This window comes from Salmonella sp. SAL-020, assembly GCF_017372215.1.
Lineage (GTDB): Bacteria > Pseudomonadota > Gammaproteobacteria > Enterobacterales > Enterobacteriaceae > Salmonella > Salmonella enterica.
Map to the genome: position 1 here is coordinate 3,880,323 of NZ_CP071690.1, position 16,409 is coordinate 3,896,731.

Below are 16,409 nucleotides of genomic sequence, written 5' to 3' on the forward strand. Positions count from 1 at the left end.
TTCATGCTATCCGGTGTGACTTTTACAACAGAGACATAAACTATAAATCAAATAGTTATCACGTAATAAACAACATTATCTGACACGAATATTTGACGATTATATGTCGCTGATATTTTTGAGACATCTATCACCTACGTATAAAAAGACACTCCTTAGAATTCGCTTCTTTACACAACATTTCACTGTGTTTTTACCTCATGGAGTTGAGCATGAAAAATAAGAAATATATTAATAGTCTACTCGCCGCATGTGTTCTTTTCTCTTGCTTTAATGGCCAGGCAGCGGAGTTGAAACGCGTATACGGTAAACTTAGCTTCGGATATGGCGACTGGAATAAAGGCTTTGTCAATGTCGATCGCGGCGAAGTGTGGAAAGCGGTAGCCGATTTCGGCGCCGTGTTTGACAGGGGCGAATTTGCATCATTTTATGAAATGAACGTGCTCAACCATCCGGTAGAAGGCCGTAACCATGTTACCCAATTTCTGGGACATTATAGGGTAGTAGAAGGCTCTAACTTTACCGCAATGATGAAACTCTATATGTCGATGGAGAATAAATTCGGTGATGAATTAAACATGATGTACGGGGTAGGTTATCTGGGTTTAACCAGCCCATCAGGCTTTATTAAGCCCTATTTCGCTGTTCATAACTTATCGAACGATTATACCTCTAAAAAGTATGGACAGGCGACAGGCTTTAACGGTTATGTTCTCGGTTGGGTCGCGGCTTATAACTTCGATATGTTTAATGAAAAGTTCGTCATTTCAAACTGGAACGAAGTTGAAATGGATCGTAATGATGCCTACGCCGAACAACAGGGTGGGACGACCGGCCTGAACGGCGCGGTAACGTTTACATGGAAATTTATGCCGCGATGGACCGCCTCCGTCTCTTACCGTTACTTCAATAATAAATTGGGGTATGACGGCTACGGCGACCGTATGAATTACCTGATCGGCTTCGAGTTTTAATAATTAATAAACTTGATGAATATTACTTAATTTCCCCGGTTTGTAGTCGTGAATGACACGACTACAGGCATTGTTTTTCTTTAATGTAGCGTAAATGGATGGTTTATATGAACAAAAAGTTTTCGATATCCCTACTGTCGCTGTGCATTGGTTTGTCTTCAGCCATTTCCTTTTCAGCCGATGCGCGTGACATCACAATTTATTATACAAACGATTTACATGCCCATGTAACCCCAGAAATTATCCCCTATGTATCCAAGACACGTCCGGTAGGCGGCTTTGCGCCCATCTCGAAAATTGTCAAAGATGCAAAAGCGAAAGAGAAAGATGTCTTTTTCTTTGATGCTGGCGACTATTTCACCGGACCTTTTATCAGTACGCTGACCAAAGGCGAGGCTATTATTGATATTTTAAATACCATGCCTTACGACGCCGTCTCTGTCGGTAACCATGAATTTGACCATGGCCATGAGAATCTGGTTAAACAACTCAGCAAATTGCAATTCCCGGTATTGTTGGATAATGTTTTTTACAGCGGCACAGATACGCCATTAATTAAAGAACCGTATACCATCGTGGAAAAAGATGGATTCAAGATCGGCGTCATCGGTATGCACGGCGTTTCCGCATTCTATGAAGCGATTGCCGCAGGCGTGCGTGAAGGCGTTGACTGCCGCGATCCGATTCCTTATGTGAAAAAACAGCTGGAAGAGTTAAAAGGGAAAGTTGACCTGACCGTGCTGCTCGCCCACGAAGGCGTGCCGGGTATGCAGTCCAGCGCAGGCGAGGCTGATGTCGCACGCGCGCTGAAAACCGACGTTGATATGGCGAAATCGCTGGAAGGCTATGGACTTAACGTCCTGATTACCGGCCATGCGCATAAAGGTACGCCAGAACCGATTAAAGTGGGCGATACCCTTGTCGTTTCCACGGATGCGTACACCATCGAATTAGGTAAACTGGTGCTTGACTGGAACCCGGAAACCAAAAAAGTGGACAGCTACAATGGTAAGTTGATCACCATGTATGCGGATACTTATAAGCCAGATCCGGTCACGCAGGCCAAAATTGACGAATGGGATAACAAGGTTAAGAAAATTACCGATGAGGTGGTCGCGCACTCTCCGGAAGTGCTGACCCGTTCTTACGGTGAATCCGCGCCAACCGGCAACTTAATCACCGATGCCCTGATGGCTACCGTTCCTGGCGCCGACGCTTCCTTCTATAATGCTGGCGGCATCCGTACCGAATTGCCAAAAGGCAATATCACCTATGGTGATGTGCTGAGTATGTATCCGTTCACCAACGATGTCATGAGCATGGAAATCAGCGGTAAAGACCTGAAATCCATCATGTCACACGCTGCCGATCTGAAAAACGGTATGCTGCACGTATCTAAAACCGTCCAGTTTAAATATGACAGCACCAAACCGCTGGGCCAGCGTATTGTTGAATTTGATATCAAAGGCAAACCGGTAGAAGACAATAAACTCTATACCGTCGCGCTGGACTCCTTTATCGGTAAAGGTGGTGGCGGATTTACCTTCACTAAAGGTAAAAATATCAAATATATAGGGGTACAAACCGCACCGGCGTTGGTTAACTATATGAAGCAGGTTAACAATATTCAACCTGACCACACCATGCGCGTGGATGATATTAGCAAATAAGCCATAATGTTATGCGGTCGATAACCGGCCGCATAACATACTTAGTTATGCAAACAGCGGCATTTTGTATACCCGAAATGCAGAAATATCATAACGATAATTCGTGCCATTCGTCTCTTCGTTCTTGAAATAGCCCGACGTCACCATCGCTTCGAATAAGACCTCTTTCGTCTCTTTATTGATTTCTTGTAATACCAGTCGACCTAACGCCTGTTGCCCTTCATCCGGATCGACAAGATCGCTGGAACCTGGTTGCGCGGTAATGGTATGTTCAAACTCATCAACCGTCGTCGCGCCGAAGTGAATAACCAGGTGACCATTAGTCAATAAATGCTTAGCGCTCACAAAACTGCTATAGCCCCGGTTCCCGACTTCCGTTTTACCATATTCATACGGACGCGTTACGGTCATCGTGTTTAGGTTTATTTTAAACTGCACCACCCGGCTGAAGTTATCGAGCGGCAACAGACTTTTCGCATCTTCGCGTGAACGATAGTTACCATTATCAAAGACCATAAACTCCAGGATACCAGGCTCATCGTTTGGAATTTCAACAATGTTATGCTGCCCCCAGGTCCAGAAATTCTTATCTGCCGCATCAATCCCTCCCGGCGAGGTAAGATCGTACAGCGGGACACCATCATCATCGACAGGGGTTAATAAGTATTGCTTGAATTCGTCAGACCAATCCTCATGGTTCGCCATAATAAAGCGCAGTTCGCCGGAATCCACATTTACGCCAAAAATCGCGCTCTGATGTCGACCGGAACAGATCAGCAAATTGTTGGGTTCATTAATATAGCTTTGGTTGATATGCAGCCAGTCATCCATTGATACGTCCTGACCTGGCGCGCTTCCGGAAGGACGCGGCGATCTGGAATAATCCATCACATACAGCATATCGTAATAGGCGACTTCAAGTCCGGTAGATAAGTTAATAATAGAAACGCCATCTTTCCCGGTTGAGTAACCGTCTGGCCGTCCATTGCTATATTCTGAAGGCGCAATCGCCAGATTGTTCTCAATGGGAAGAATGGAGTGATGGAACTCATTGTCGAGAAGATAAACCGTATAAACCCGTCCCATAATGTCAAATTCATACATATTCAGACAATGGTTTATTCCCTGTGACGTCGCCAGGAAATGGCCGTTATCCATTCTGACAAAATTATAAGAAGGGATTTCCTGACTTACATACCACCGGACAATCCCGTTATGATCAAAAGCCAGATTATACCGATCAAAATAAGTGGAGAAATAAAGTCCTTCCTCCATCAGCGAGGCCTGCTGCGCAGGACAGGAGACGCTAATAATAGGGAAGCCGAGGCTCACGTTAGCCGAATCCGTGGGCGGTAATGCGTCTGTCATTACTGTATATTGCCCGACAATTTGCGAGGCAAGGCGTAGGGTAATCTGATTATTCACCGCGGATACCATCCCACACACAGGAATAAGGTTAGCGCCCGGATGTACATCATATTGATAACGCACTGCCTCTGTCGTCGCTTCGCTATCAACAACATTGATCTCAAGCGCGGCAGCTTCATCCATCCAAACCCCCAGATAGAGACTCAACGGGGCGGTCCCGTAGGGATTTACGGTGACAATGGCCTTGTCACAGGTATTAGATTGCGTGATCTCCGCTAATCGTTGTTCATATATGGCGTTATGGTTTAAAACCAGTGCGTTATTGGTATCGATTTTCTGGTTAATCGGCTCACGCGGTGCGGGCATGTTAACCATTGACGAACTTTTCTTATTCATACGTTTCTCCTGATTAATTGGGATATAGGCAACGAGCAGCTACAACATGCCAGCCCGTTGCTTAGCAAATAACCCTACCTCAACAAGAGAAATCGGTTTAATAATTTAAAATAAAACATCCATAAAATAACACCCAGACTAAAACTATTCTTTATCGTCCGAAGATTTTATTTCCCTGGCGCTACTATAAAAGCATAACAATTATGTAGCATTAATGCATTGTGACCAATAGCCTATACCTTTTTTATGGTTGGCATAGGCCTTGCGCCATAATTCAAATTATTTTATGTCAACAATAAATCAATCAAAGCATATCAATCTACTGATAAAAATTAACACTACTATCATTTTATTTTTAGAGCGACTAAAAATAAAATTTTAGTTTTTCTAAAAAAACATCATTTTTGTGACACGATACGATTTTCTCTGGAAAAAAGACGCTATTACAATCACGCCAGTTGATCCGTAAATTTAATATGCATATTATTATCGCCACCCCAATTAAACCCATTAAATAACATCATGACTATTTATTTAATTAACAGCACGCACACTTACAATGATAAGACCAATGAGCTAAAAAACATAAAAACGGGAAAGATGATAAAAATTGCCGCAATGCGCATAAAGTGTCTGGAATATATGCTGAATCATGCACAACAAGAGATTATTTATAAAAAACAACTCACTAATGAACTTTGGGGGGAAAGAAGTCAATTTATCAGCGACGCCAACCTGACCCAGATTTTATATCTACTGCGGCGCGACCTTAAAGGCTTTGGCCTGAGCCAGTTTTTTTCCACGGTGCCTCGAACGGGTATTAAAGTAGATGCTAACATTATTATCAGCAATGAAAACAAAAGCTGCCTCCCCTCTTCTTTAAAAAAAGAAGCGTATAAATATATGGCATTATTTTTCGCTTTACTGACCATGGTCATAACGGTTATTCATTTAATACGATAATTTGATATTAAACCGACAAATCGCATAAGGATGTGCTTCCTTCAACCAAAGCGTCAGGCTGCTTTTCCTGGCTAAAAAGAAAGGTCGACTGAAATGTTGATATCAGTTTTTTGGCATTTTTATAATGGGTGCTGTTTGTAGCCAGATAAGCATAAACGGGTAACATACGAAAAATTATTTCATCAGGCATACGTAGTATTTTTATATTATAACGCCGCACATCTCTAAAATAAGTAGCAATCTTTCCTGGCAAAATCGCAACCATATCGCTTTTTTCAACAACACCGATAACTCCAAATAGTGAATCACTATAATAACCTATTTCTCTGCGCCCCGCATAAGGCGTACTACTCTTGAATAAATCAATGCTATCAGCGGTGAAAGAAGAGAACATATCTGAATGATAGACAGCATGTCTGGCAGCATAAAAATTATATAAAGAAATTTTTTCAAGCCCAACCAATGGACTTTTTTCACCACAAACACAAACAAAATCAGATAAATTATCAATAAGATAACTTTCAATCATCTCATTCTTAATTTCCAGAATTCCCATGATGACATCCGCATAGCCATGCGTCAGCATGGAGGCTGGTGAGTATTCCCCTGTTTTTTTAATCGCATAGTGTTTAATAATATATCGATTCATCAACACAGTATCCAGCAATGCTGGAAAATAGTAATTTTCAGTGATATCACCTCCCAGAACAATGAGTTCATTACTCTCCTGAGCATCTGTTTTATCGCACAGTGTGCTTTCTATAGATTCAATTGCCTGGCGAAATACCTGGTGAAGCGATTTACCTTTGCTGGACGGAACTAATCCTTTGCGGGTTCTGATAAATAACTCTTCGCCATAAAGATTTTGTAAACGAAGAAGAGCCTGAGAGATCGCCGCAGGCGTGACATCCAGTTTCCTCGCCGCCCTGGTTGCATTTCCTTCAGTAATAACCGTATCGAACACTTTGATCAGATTGTAGTCAATTTTTTTAGCATTTTTTATTGGCCGCATATAGGTTATCCTGGCTGGTATAATCTGGCACCATCATTTAAGGCGCAGATTAACCTTGCACCACACTTATTTCAATAAGTAAATCATTTCCTCTATCTGTTTGTTATTAAATTATAATTTTATTGATATCATTTCAGCCTGTGTGAAATAAAAACACATGATGCCATTTTATAAAAAACATCAAAAACATCTGGCACACTTTATAAAAAAGCATAATATTATCCTGTTTAATCACAAATGATTCTCTTATTTCTTTGCGGTTCTCTACGCTTATCCGTACTGATGTAAGGAGTACTTTACCGCCAGTGAACACACTGACAGTGTCAAACGTACCTTATGAATATCAAAACGGAGTGAATTCATGAGACAATATACTATTAATAACGAATTTATTTATAATGAGTCGTTAAGAGAAATAATATCATTACATGATAAAAAAGTGCTAAAGGTGACGCTAATGCGTGCGCGTTGTTTAAGCTATCTTTTTGAAAATGCCTACAAGAAACTGATTACGCGGGAGATGATTTCACACGCAGTTTGGGGAGAGCGAAGTCAATTTGTTAGCGATGCTAATTTGACGCAACTTCTTTATCTGCTGCGACGAGATTTACAACAAATCGGGCTTTTCGAACTGTTTGTTACGCTCCCCAGGCAGGGGATAAAAATCGATGAAAGATTTATCATTGACGCTGCTGACATACCGCCACAAGCTATTCAATATCATACTCACCGATGTAATAAAATTATATCCATTGGTATTCCCACTCTTTTTTTATTGATCGTGCTTTTCTTTTTAGCGCCGTTTATCTGAAGATAAAGTCTGTAGACCGTGTCCCGGGAAGGTGAGAACATTTTTCATAATATCCTCACACGACACTGACGGGACACCATCTGCGGTCTGCTACGCGGTTCAGTCATAGACAATGCGTAGCACTGTTAATTGCTTATCTTCATCCAAATAATCTCGTTTTACCGTTGCATGAGGAGACGATATCGGCGTGATAATATTCTCGACAATAATATAACGTTCAACTCCCTCTTTATTATGGCATTGAATTTCTAAGGTTCCTACGTCATTCCAGCAGCCTGCCTCAACAACCGATCCCATAAAATGAATCTGAGCGGTCGGTTTCGCTGTCCCTTCATGAACGATAAAGGAAAGTAAAATCACCGGTATGACGCAACGCATAGACTTCATTTTACTTTCACTCCTGTGCGTTCTCCTCTGAGCGAATATCACCCCTTCGCTTTCTGAATCGCCATTTGCAACATATCCTGAGTCGTGCTTCCCGGGATCACGGTCACCCGTTTTACATCACCGTCTTGCGTCTGAGGCATGACGACAAAAGCAGGCGTGCCGCTAAAGTCCATATGCTGCGCCAGTGCCTGGTTAGTGAGGAGCGCATCATGTACTGCACCGCTGCTTTGCGCTTCTTTTACGGCGGCCAGCTGCGTCGGCGTTAGATAATGTTGCGCCAGGGTGTAGACATCGTGTTCCGTTAACGCGCCTTCCACCTTCCCTGTGGCATAAAGCGCATTATGCCAGTCGAGATATTTCGCCCCGCCCTGTGTAAGCCATACCTGTTCGCCGACTCTGGCCGCCAGTCCGGATACCGGCCAGCGGGAGGAAAAAATAGGAAACTCTTTGAAAATAAACCGGGTATCCGGGTTCGCCTTAATCAGGTTTTCGACCACAGGCGCCATTTTGCTGCACCACGAGCACTGGTAATCAAAGAACATCACCACCGCCGCTTTTGCCTCGTTGGGCCCAACGGAAGGACTGCTGCTACTGAGCAACTCAGCACGATACTGTAATGCCAGTTGAACATACGCCTGTTGTTGCGCAATCTGCTGACGCTGATGCAACGTCTCGCTGGCGGCGACCAAAAATTCCGGATGTTCGGCCAAATACGTTGCCACCACCTCTCCCACTTTATCCGGATGACTGACGATGTAGGCTTCCGCCGTCGGGCCAATTTGCGACGTCGGGGCAGAATCGGCGGCGATTGCCGAGGCGGATACGGCAACGCCTGCCAACGTCAACATCGCCAGTCGGGAAAGTTTTAACGCGTGATAATACATAATAAAAGTCTCGTTCGATAAGTTCGGAAAGCCTCCCGCTATCGGGAGACGCCTGAAAAAAAGTTAATGAATACGCGTCAGATCCACGGTTTGCGCTGTCATTACCCGCCCATAGTCATTAATACTTTGCCAGCGCACAGTGCAGCGAACCGTGTGCCGGCACCAGTCCGTTTGACGCGTTGCAAAGGGAGCCACGACCCCGGCGTTGTCCTGGGCGCGCTCGTTAGCGCGTAATAAAAAGAGCGTAACGTAATAGGGTGTCGGATTGCGTACCGTCGCGCCATCGGGGGTAAGCGACCAGATCAGATGCCGGTAGGCCTGCTGCGGATTGCCGGCGAGTCCCTCAGGGCGATAGAGCAATTTTAAAGCCGAACGAAACGCCATTTGTACACGGTTCGCTTCCGGTTTACCGGAGGGAATAGCGGCGATACTCAAGGTAAACAGACTTTCCCTGTCGGCGGGTAGCGGTGCGCCGGTATAAACCACCCGCATTGAGTTTTCCTGGCGCGCTGAAAGCATAAATAATGGCGGCGTGACCACGAAGGGCATGATATTCCCTTCGTTTTTGGTTCCTGGCCAGCGGCCACCAGGTAAAATATGCGTATCAATTAACCAGGACGCTTCTGAATGGTTACTTACCGGTACGCTTAATGCCGGGGCGCCCGCATGATAGATAAAGCGAGTACCGCCAATTACCACGCCAGCCTGCGCCCATGATATGGGAAGCAAGCACCAATATATCGCGCAGCGTAAAAAGAACTTATTCATAGGCAAGAATGAAGGTTGCGGAGGCATTGGCGTCCCCGGGCGTTACCGCGCCGCCATCGGCAAGATAACGCGCGTAAAATTGCAGATGCGCCGACGCCTGACCCGGACTGAGCGTCACCACATCACTCTCTTGCCCCAGTGGGATTAAAGTTTTATTTTGATCATAAAGCGCAATCCCAATGCCTGAAGCGTCGCTTTCCCCTGCGGTAAGCGCCAATAAATCCGTATTACGGCTGTCCGCCGCACCGCTAAAACTGACCGTTACGCCGCTGGCAGTGCTGCCGCAGTTTTGTAAATCGATAGCAAAAGGTTGCCATGCGGAACCGTCGCCCGCGCGATAAAACTGCCGTTGAGAAACCGCGCCCATCGCCACGTTAATATTTTCCGAGCCAGGAGAGAGCGAACACGTATTGTCCGTGATGGTTCCGGAAACATAGACCCGGCCATCGTGCGCCTGGACGCCGGATGCCGCCAGCAGCATCCCGATGCCGTACAGGATATCGTTACGCATAATTACGATGGCTCCTCATTCATACTGCATATCGAAATACATGACCGCCGTCGCGTTCCCGGACGTGACCGTCGGCCGGGTCGATTTATAGCGAATATAAAAAGACAGCGTGTTGCGTCCGGCTTTCAACGGATAGACCACCGAGTCGGCATTATTGATACTGATGGTATCCTGATCATCATTCAGAATTTCCACCCCAACCCCGCTTGCTAACATGTTTCCGCTTCCCATCCCGGTGTCGGTTATCGCCAGTAGCGCGGGATTGTCCGGATCGGGTTCGCCGGTAAACCAGATCTTCGCCCCGGCAATTCCTCGGGAACAATTTTTGAGGTTGATATTAAAGGGCTTAAATTTTGTCGTTGTTCCTGTCGAAGGAAAGTCGCCAACCGCAAACTGTCCTAAATCAATACTTTGACTGAGACTGGAAATATCTATGTCGCAGGTTTGCGCCACAATAGTGCCGGTAAATTCGAGGTTATAAGCGAGGTCGTCAGCGCTGGCATTGATTTGCGGACACAGCATTAGTCCCATGGCAAAAAGAGCGCAGTGTGATCTGTTCATTTAGTCAAAGTCCACTCGCAGGCTGGCCAGTGCGGTAAACGCCCCTTCCGCAGGCGTTTCGCCTGTTGTACTTACCGGGTAGGCTTGCAATGTGATGTTAGCGCGTCCGGCGCTATCGGTGATAAAAGGCGCGACGCTCTGTGCATCATTGGGGATAAGCGCGTTTCCTTCATCGGTTTCGACCACTACGCCGACATCGGCATTATCCGAAGCGATAGCCTGGGGAACGTGGCTATCCGGCGTAGCGATAAGACGCATTGTTAAATTGACCTGCGAATCCAGACCGCTGCACTTTACCGGTACGCTGAATTTTTTCGCTCGTACCCCCTCCGGCTTTTGGCCTGCATGGTTGAAATTGCCACTGTATAATGCGCCGAAATTTACCAGAATCGTTTGTCCGGCGTTGATTTCACAGCTTTGCGGTACGGTCACCGTTCCACTATAAAGAATGCTGTATACGACATCTGTCAGCGGATCGCCTGCGGCGGTCATGACATAAACATTGAACATAGTCTTAGGACTAATATTCACCGTGCCGACGAACGGTTTAACAATTTTGAGCTGAAACTCCAGATTTGAGTCACGAACGTAAAACGGTTGACCCGCTTTCACATTTTCATCATATCCCATCAGAACGTTGTTCATTGGCGGATAGATATCGCCCGCCGAAGAATCCTCAATTCGCATTCCGCCTTCAAGGTAGTCCGGGTCCAGCTTTAAATATTTCCAGTTACCGCTCGTTTCTACGACCGGATATGGCGACACATAGGAGCGATAAGTCTGGCTATAGGTCGACGCGCCGGCGGGACACACCGCCTGTACATTAACTTCCTGGCTTTTTTCCAGTTGAACCGTCTTTCCCACCTGGTTTTGTTCTGCCGTCAGAGTGGTCGTTAAATCGTAATTAATACTGGAAGGCACGCCGTTAACGTTTTTACACACGTCTGCGAAGGCGTACTGCGATACGACACTTCCCGCCAGCAGAGCAAATAAAAGAGGTATTTTCATTTAATGACACTCCGCATGTTGTCGACTCAGAATCTGACGGGAGGAAGAGAGATGATAGGACGCGACACACTGTTGATCCGGCAGGTTCCCCCAGCGAACGTGCAGAACGCCTTGCGCTGACAACCCGGAAAGATAGACTTCCCCGGCCTCGTCAACAATCGCCTCCGCATGGCGATCATTCACCGTCACCGTTGCGCCAAAGGGTACAGGCTTACCGTTATGATTCAGCGTTACCAGGGCACGCGCGCCGACCCGCGCTTTAAAGCGGGCCAGAACCAGCGCGCCTTCGGTCGGCACAACGCGAGTCACCGCGTCATCAATATCGACATCATCAGCCATGGCGTTAACGTCCAGCGCCATACGGTTTTGGCGATATGTTGTCGCATACGGCACCACCGCATAGCCACGCGCGTCCGTATGAATACCCGGCTGGTCGACAACGCCGACGTTGGCTGCGCCCGGCGCGGCAATCAAAATATTGGTATTGCCCAGCGGCTGGCTTAGTGTCACTCCATGCGCGTGCGCCACCAGGCCGCCGCTCAGGCCATAATTCACCTGCTGGTAATCGCCGTTATCGCTAACGTTATAGCCAATGTTGGCGTTGCCTTTCGCGCCATCGTATTCCAGCCTGGCGGCGCCGCTTTCGCCAATACCGTGATTCTGATAACCTTGCTGTATGTTGTAACTAAGATTGTTTTCGTCCAGCAGTGTGCCGCTAAGGCCCGCATTCTGCGTAACGTTATGCTGTTTGTCCGTACTGGTGCTAAAGGTAGCGTAAACATTGTGATGGCGCGTGACCTCATCATCGTGTTGCAGCCATTGACTTAGCGGCACCGAGATATTCAGCGCGAAAATTTGATCGCGCTCCGCATCGCCTGCGGATTTGTTATTGTTGTAAGAAACGCTCCATGCAATACCCGCCAGCGTATCGCTGTATCCCACCTGCAACAAAGAATCCTTTTCATCAGTGTGCCAGTAACTTTGCTGGCTGCCGGTAATAAAAAGCGATCCCAACCCGCCTAGCTGTTGATTGATATCGAGTTGTACTTTCCCCCTCCTGGTGTAATAAAGGTTGTAATAATCCGCCCATTCCGGCCTGCTTTTATCGCTGTCAGTCCGACTGTCATCGTCATAGCCGCTCATCCGTTTCCACGTGGTATCATCCAACGTGTAAAAGCCCGAGGTTGAATAGCGATAGCCCATAAGCTGTAAATTGGTTCCTGACTGTGCAAGCGATTTGGCATACAGGAAACGCAGCGATTGCCCCTGGTAGGTGTTATTATCCGCCAGCGTACTGGTAGCCTGGGTGACATCCAGCGACACCGCGCCCCAGTCGCCCAGATTTGCGCCGCTGCCGATCGCCAGCGCGTGATAATGACTGGAAAGTTGTGTTCCGCCATACAGCGTAAAACCATGCGGTAACCCCCATATCAAGGTCGCCTGACTGAATTTCACCTTCTCTTTTTGACTACTCTCGCTACGATACTCCGCCACCGTCGCCGCATACTTCAGCCGCCCTTCTCGTTGTAGAATCGGCACGGCGGAATAGGGCACGTTATAGCGATTAATAGAACCGTCGGACTCTTTGACTTCCACAGTCAAATCGCCGCTGGCGGCGGTAGGATAGAGATCATTAATAGTAAATGCCCCGGGCGGCACATAGCGCTGATTAATGATGTAGCCGTTTTGCCGAATGGTCACTTGCGCGTTGCTTCTGGCAATGCCGTGAATGGTCGGTGCGAAGCCCTTCATGCTGTCTGGCAACATATTGTCGTCAGACGCCAGTTGTAGCCCACGAAAAGGAAGGCTGTCGAATAATGCGGAGGGGGTATAACTATCGCCTGCCGTCAGTTCTCCCTGCAAAAAGACCACATCACGTTCCAGATAAGTACTGATGTGCTGCCAGTCGCTGTCGCTATTCTGATCGCCGCTATTCGCGTTCCATGTGGAGTAGTCGCGTAACCGCCAGGCCCCCAGATTAAGGCCGCTATTCAATCCAAGAAAATAGCTGTTCTCCGCACTGCCGCCTGGGCTCCGATCCTGACTATTCGCGCCGGTAAAGGTGTAATTCAATAGCAACGCATTAATACCTTCATCCCAGTATTTCGGTGGGATATAGCCTCTGGCGCTGGCAACCATCGCCGCCTGCGGGATGCTAATGTCGAGACGTTGCTGCGCAAAATCAAAGCGGGTCCGGGCGGCCGGTATCGCACTGGCGAGATCAGGGCAACTTCCCGCCGCCGCCTTCGCCAACAGTGGAAACGCCCCGGTGTTTACCCCCATATTTTTAAGCATTTCAGGCGTCAGGCAGGCGCGTAATCCGCTGTCATCGGTGGGCGCGCTTTTTCCCGTCGTTTTCACCGCCTGGAAGGCAATGTCTCTGGTCGCGAGAAACGTATTGTTCAGGTAAACGTCAACGCGATACATCCCTGCCGCCTGGGCATTACGGGAAAAGGTCGATAGGTCGGCCACCGCAGACGGGTCGTCAGACAGAAATGCCGGGTTGAAATAGTTTTCCGCCCACCCCGGCGCAGGCGCCAATGCGATAGCCAACGCCAGCGGGGTTAATACGGGTTTAGTTACGCTGGAGTAATATCGCGTCATGAAAAGCTGATTACGCATAACATCATGAAGCTGGACAAACGCGTGCTGGCGTCGTTGCGCCAAAATCGTTTACCGTGCGCAAAGATACCTGGCCGGGCGTCGCCGGGAGAGTGATCGCGCCTTTCGGCGGTACCATAGTATTCGGCAGTTTTTTCCCCGCGCTGTACAGTTCAACCATCGAAACGTAGTACGGCGAAGGGTTAGTAATCGTTAGCTGGCCGCGCTCGTTACGGCAGCGAAGCGTCGACGGGGCATGAGCTGGCGCCTCCGCCAGATTTTTCGGGCGGATAAATAGCTTAATCACGCTTTGCGTCGCAATTTGCAGGGAGTTGCCGGTCAATTTATTTTTATCGACAGAGGGTATCGCTTTACTGTTTAAATAAAATACGCTTTCGCGATCGGTCGGTAATGACGGCCCGACATACATAATACGTAATATATTTTCTTTTTTAGGCTGGATCACAAAGAGAGGCGGCGTAATGATAAAATCCGTCGAGCGTGAACCATCGGCATTGGCGACCCATGACTGAATTAAAAAAACATTGCTGGCAGAAGAATTAATAATCGGCAAGGAGGTTTGCTTACTTCCCTGCGGATAAATCACCCTGGTCGCGCCCAGCGCAATGCCTCCCGCCTGCACGGCAAACGACAGGCCGGCCGCCGACAGCAGTAGCAATAATCGAAGGAAAATCGGTACGTTTTTTTTCATCTGCGTAATATCCTGATGCCGTCGGTTTGTTACGCGCAGTGACGCGCGTAACGCCCCTTTCTCGCCTCCCAACAGACGAGAAAAAAATCCCGATAAGGAATCAGGAATAAACCATGCTAAATGTCGCCGTCGCGGTAACATTACCGGCAGTCGCCGTACCGGTAGCGATATAATCCACGCTAAGCGGAATAACGTTTTCGCCATCGTTCAAGGTAACAGTACTGGACGATTCACCGATATTCAGCGCCTGGCCATCTGGTCCATAAAGTTGTAATGCCACATTCGTCGCCGAACCTGCCCCAGCGGTATTCGCCAGCGACCCCGGCTGGTTTGCGTCCTGTTGGCCATTAAAAATCACCGCCGCATTCTGGCTGGTCTGAGTATCGCAGTCTTCCAGTTTGATGGTGAAATCTTCTTTTTGATTCGCCACCATACCGGCCTCGGTTAATTTACTGGCGCGAACCTGGCCTAATGTCACGGTCTGATCGACAGAGTCAGCGGAAACAGAACAGGCAGCGTCAACGACCTGTCCGACAAAATTTACCGTACCGCCAGTGACGGTTGTAGTATCCGCTTGCGCGGTGGACAACATTCCGCCAAAGGCAATGGCAGAGACCATTAATGCTAGTACAGGCTTTTTCATTCAAGCTCCTTTTAAATATAAAAATGAGGGTAATCAGATTTTTTAACGAAACGGCTGCTGATATTTCTTCACAGCAATATCACGACTTTTTCTTATGCGAAAAAAAGTGTCTTCTTGTTCTGATATAAATGTCAGAGGCAATAAAACAGCCACTCAACGTCGTGAGTTAATCTTTACGTTATAATGAGATAACGATGTTATTAATTATTAGCAAGCCAACGGCAAGTTGCAATCATCGACATTTGGTTTTATAGGACCAGGCATAACATGTTGTTTTATATTAACTTTACACCAGTCGTTCGGCCTATCTCCTTTAGCCATATTGACTTTTTAAAAATAGTTTTCATAACAACCTTCAGTAAAACATTCTATTAACGATACCAGGCAAATTCAGTCGAGATATGTAAATATATCGTTGCGGATAGTGCATTAATACGCCACTGGCAGTTTTCCGAGCGCCGTCAGCCGCCCATTATCAATATGGATATACCCGCCTTTTTTTAGTTCAGACAGAATCTTCATGGTCCGACTGCGCGATATCCCGGTACGCCGTTGAATAAAATTCAACACGATAATGCTTTCCCGGTAGGCCTGTGGATAAGCCCAGATTTCAGTCAGCAGCGCCCGAACTTTCAGATAAGAATCGACGCCGACTAATTCACGATCGCGCGCGCTCATCACCATCAGACGGTAAGCCAGACAACGGGCCACGTCGTGCCACAAATCGCATTCATCGGCGATTTTTATAAAATCCGGCAGGCGAACAAATCTACCGGTACAAACCGTTTCTGCGAGCAAAAAGTGTTCCGGTCGCGCGGGGACGTTATAGGTAGCGCCATAGCTGTCAACCATACCCACGACCGATGGCGCAAACGATGAAGATATATGGAGTCGTTTGTCATCATGACAGAAAGAAACAACGCCTGACTCCAGTAATACAATGTAGTGTTCATCATTTGCCTGTAAATAAAACTCATCGCCGATACCCAGCGTAAACGGTTGACCAAATGGCAACAAGGCCGAAAATAAGGCATCAATTGCCGCGTGAGGTTTAGCCTGCTGAGAAAAAAGAAAAGAGTGTAATGAATTCTCATTATTATCTTTAGCAAAAGCGTCGTTCATCATTTTTTTCATTAACGG

At 47.1% G+C, this 16,409-nt stretch carries 16 protein-coding genes; 4 read left to right on the forward strand and 12 right to left on the reverse strand.

Annotated features, from left to right (window positions below; all coding sequences use genetic code 11):
* Positions 1 to 212: 212 nt before the first annotated feature.
* Positions 213 to 974: an outer membrane protein OmpK gene (locus J1G48_RS18855; RefSeq protein WP_000791534.1), complete on the forward strand. Its 762-nt coding sequence runs from the start codon at positions 213 to 215 to the stop codon at positions 972 to 974.
* A 98-nt stretch (positions 975 to 1,072) separates the two neighbouring features.
* On the forward strand, positions 1,073 to 2,644 hold the full coding sequence (locus tag J1G48_RS18860) for a bifunctional UDP-sugar hydrolase/5'-nucleotidase (RefSeq protein WP_000262867.1): 1,572 nt from the start codon (positions 1,073 to 1,075) through the stop codon (positions 2,642 to 2,644).
* 45 nt (positions 2,645 to 2,689) lie between these two features.
* On the opposite strand, the gene J1G48_RS18865 is transcribed toward J1G48_RS18860, so the two are convergent.
* Positions 2,690 to 4,408 carry an aryl-sulfate sulfotransferase gene (locus J1G48_RS18865; protein WP_001036511.1) on the reverse strand — a complete coding sequence of 573 codons (1,719 nt, stop codon included), beginning with the start codon at positions 4,406 to 4,408 and terminating at the stop codon, positions 2,690 to 2,692.
* 522 nt (positions 4,409 to 4,930) lie between these two features.
* On the opposite strand from J1G48_RS18865, the gene J1G48_RS18870 reads away from it, so the two are divergent.
* The gene (locus J1G48_RS18870; RefSeq protein WP_000158346.1) at positions 4,931 to 5,371 is read left to right on the forward strand and encodes a transcriptional regulator; all 441 of its coding nucleotides are present in this window, start codon (positions 4,931 to 4,933) and stop codon (positions 5,369 to 5,371) included.
* 7 nt (positions 5,372 to 5,378) lie between these two features.
* On the opposite strand, the gene J1G48_RS18875 is transcribed toward J1G48_RS18870, so the two are convergent.
* Complete coding sequence (locus J1G48_RS18875; protein ID WP_001247392.1) at positions 5,379 to 6,383, reverse strand: LysR family transcriptional regulator; 1,005 nt, start codon at positions 6,381 to 6,383, stop codon at positions 5,379 to 5,381.
* Positions 6,384 to 6,744: 361 nt separating this feature from the next.
* On the opposite strand from J1G48_RS18875, the gene J1G48_RS18880 reads away from it, so the two are divergent.
* Positions 6,745 to 7,194: a transcriptional regulator gene (locus tag J1G48_RS18880; RefSeq protein ID WP_001250363.1), complete on the forward strand. Its 450-nt coding sequence runs from the start codon at positions 6,745 to 6,747 to the stop codon at positions 7,192 to 7,194.
* 99 nt (positions 7,195 to 7,293) lie between these two features.
* On the opposite strand, the gene J1G48_RS18885 is transcribed toward J1G48_RS18880, so the two are convergent.
* The 10 genes from J1G48_RS18885 to J1G48_RS18930 form a co-directional block, all read right to left on the reverse strand.
* The gene (locus J1G48_RS18885; RefSeq protein WP_000839833.1) at positions 7,294 to 7,581 is read right to left on the reverse strand and encodes a hypothetical protein; all 288 of its coding nucleotides are present in this window, start codon (positions 7,579 to 7,581) and stop codon (positions 7,294 to 7,296) included.
* 38 nt (positions 7,582 to 7,619) lie between these two features.
* Complete coding sequence (locus J1G48_RS18890; RefSeq protein ID WP_000291392.1) at positions 7,620 to 8,465, reverse strand: DsbA family protein; 846 nt, start codon at positions 8,463 to 8,465, stop codon at positions 7,620 to 7,622.
* Between the two features lie 63 nt (positions 8,466 to 8,528).
* Positions 8,529 to 9,260, reverse strand: a complete 732-nt coding sequence (gene bcfG / locus J1G48_RS18895) for a fimbrial chaperone BcfG (protein WP_001135028.1) — start codon at positions 9,258 to 9,260, stop codon at positions 8,529 to 8,531.
* Positions 9,226 to 9,744 (reverse strand): fimbrial protein BcfF, encoded by a 519-nt coding sequence (locus J1G48_RS18900; RefSeq protein ID WP_001243232.1) that lies wholly within the window; start codon positions 9,742 to 9,744, stop codon positions 9,226 to 9,228. The genes bcfG and J1G48_RS18900 overlap by 35 nt, the downstream gene beginning before the upstream one ends.
* Before the next feature lie 15 nt (positions 9,745 to 9,759).
* Positions 9,760 to 10,305, reverse strand: a complete 546-nt coding sequence (locus J1G48_RS18905; RefSeq protein ID WP_001082038.1) for a fimbrial protein BcfE — start codon at positions 10,303 to 10,305, stop codon at positions 9,760 to 9,762.
* Complete coding sequence (locus J1G48_RS18910; protein WP_000701246.1) at positions 10,306 to 11,313, reverse strand: fimbrial protein BcfD; 1,008 nt, start codon at positions 11,311 to 11,313, stop codon at positions 10,306 to 10,308. It lies immediately after the preceding gene.
* Positions 11,314 to 13,935 (reverse strand): fimbrial usher BcfC, encoded by a 2,622-nt coding sequence (gene bcfC / locus J1G48_RS18915; RefSeq protein ID WP_001245855.1) that lies wholly within the window; start codon positions 13,933 to 13,935, stop codon positions 11,314 to 11,316.
* A 4-nt stretch (positions 13,936 to 13,939) separates the two neighbouring features.
* Entirely contained in the window at positions 13,940 to 14,626 is a 687-nt protein-coding gene (gene bcfB, locus J1G48_RS18920) for a fimbrial biogenesis chaperone BcfB (RefSeq protein WP_000742558.1), read from the reverse strand.
* 100 nt (positions 14,627 to 14,726) lie between these two features.
* On the reverse strand, positions 14,727 to 15,269 hold the full coding sequence (locus J1G48_RS18925) for a fimbrial protein BcfA (RefSeq protein WP_000743357.1): 543 nt from the start codon (positions 15,267 to 15,269) through the stop codon (positions 14,727 to 14,729).
* 429 nt (positions 15,270 to 15,698) lie between these two features.
* On the reverse strand, positions 15,699 to 16,403 hold the full coding sequence (locus tag J1G48_RS18930) for a winged helix-turn-helix transcriptional regulator (RefSeq protein WP_000738617.1): 705 nt from the start codon (positions 16,401 to 16,403) through the stop codon (positions 15,699 to 15,701).
* Positions 16,404 to 16,409: the final 6 nt, after the last annotated feature.

Bases quoted from the DNA above. Each gene is read 5' to 3' on its own strand.
- J1G48_RS18855 (WP_000791534.1), top strand. From the start codon at position 213: ATGAAAAATAAGAAATATATTAATAGTCTACTCGCCGCATGTGTTCTT.
- J1G48_RS18860 (WP_000262867.1), top strand. From the start codon at position 1,073: ATGGTTTATATGAACAAAAAGTTTTCGATATCCCTACTGTCGCTGTGC.
- J1G48_RS18865 (WP_001036511.1), bottom strand. From the start codon at position 4,408: ATGAATAAGAAAAGTTCGTCAATGGTTAACATGCCCGCACCGCGTGAG.
- J1G48_RS18870 (WP_000158346.1), top strand. From the start codon at position 4,931: ATGACTATTTATTTAATTAACAGCACGCACACTTACAATGATAAGACC.
- J1G48_RS18875 (WP_001247392.1), bottom strand. From the start codon at position 6,383: ATGCGGCCAATAAAAAATGCTAAAAAAATTGACTACAATCTGATCAAA.
- J1G48_RS18880 (WP_001250363.1), top strand. From the start codon at position 6,745: ATGAGACAATATACTATTAATAACGAATTTATTTATAATGAGTCGTTA.
- J1G48_RS18885 (WP_000839833.1), bottom strand. From the start codon at position 7,581: ATGAAGTCTATGCGTTGCGTCATACCGGTGATTTTACTTTCCTTTATC.
- J1G48_RS18890 (WP_000291392.1), bottom strand. From the start codon at position 8,465: ATGTATTATCACGCGTTAAAACTTTCCCGACTGGCGATGTTGACGTTG.
- bcfG (WP_001135028.1), bottom strand. From the start codon at position 9,260: ATGCCTCCGCAACCTTCATTCTTGCCTATGAATAAGTTCTTTTTACGC.
- J1G48_RS18900 (WP_001243232.1), bottom strand. From the start codon at position 9,744: ATGCGTAACGATATCCTGTACGGCATCGGGATGCTGCTGGCGGCATCC.
- J1G48_RS18905 (WP_001082038.1), bottom strand. From the start codon at position 10,305: ATGAACAGATCACACTGCGCTCTTTTTGCCATGGGACTAATGCTGTGT.
- J1G48_RS18910 (WP_000701246.1), bottom strand. From the start codon at position 11,313: ATGAAAATACCTCTTTTATTTGCTCTGCTGGCGGGAAGTGTCGTATCG.
- bcfC (WP_001245855.1), bottom strand. From the start codon at position 13,935: ATGCGTAATCAGCTTTTCATGACGCGATATTACTCCAGCGTAACTAAA.
- bcfB (WP_000742558.1), bottom strand. From the start codon at position 14,626: ATGAAAAAAAACGTACCGATTTTCCTTCGATTATTGCTACTGCTGTCG.
- J1G48_RS18925 (WP_000743357.1), bottom strand. From the start codon at position 15,269: ATGAAAAAGCCTGTACTAGCATTAATGGTCTCTGCCATTGCCTTTGGC.
- J1G48_RS18930 (WP_000738617.1), bottom strand. From the start codon at position 16,403: ATGAAAAAAATGATGAACGACGCTTTTGCTAAAGATAATAATGAGAAT.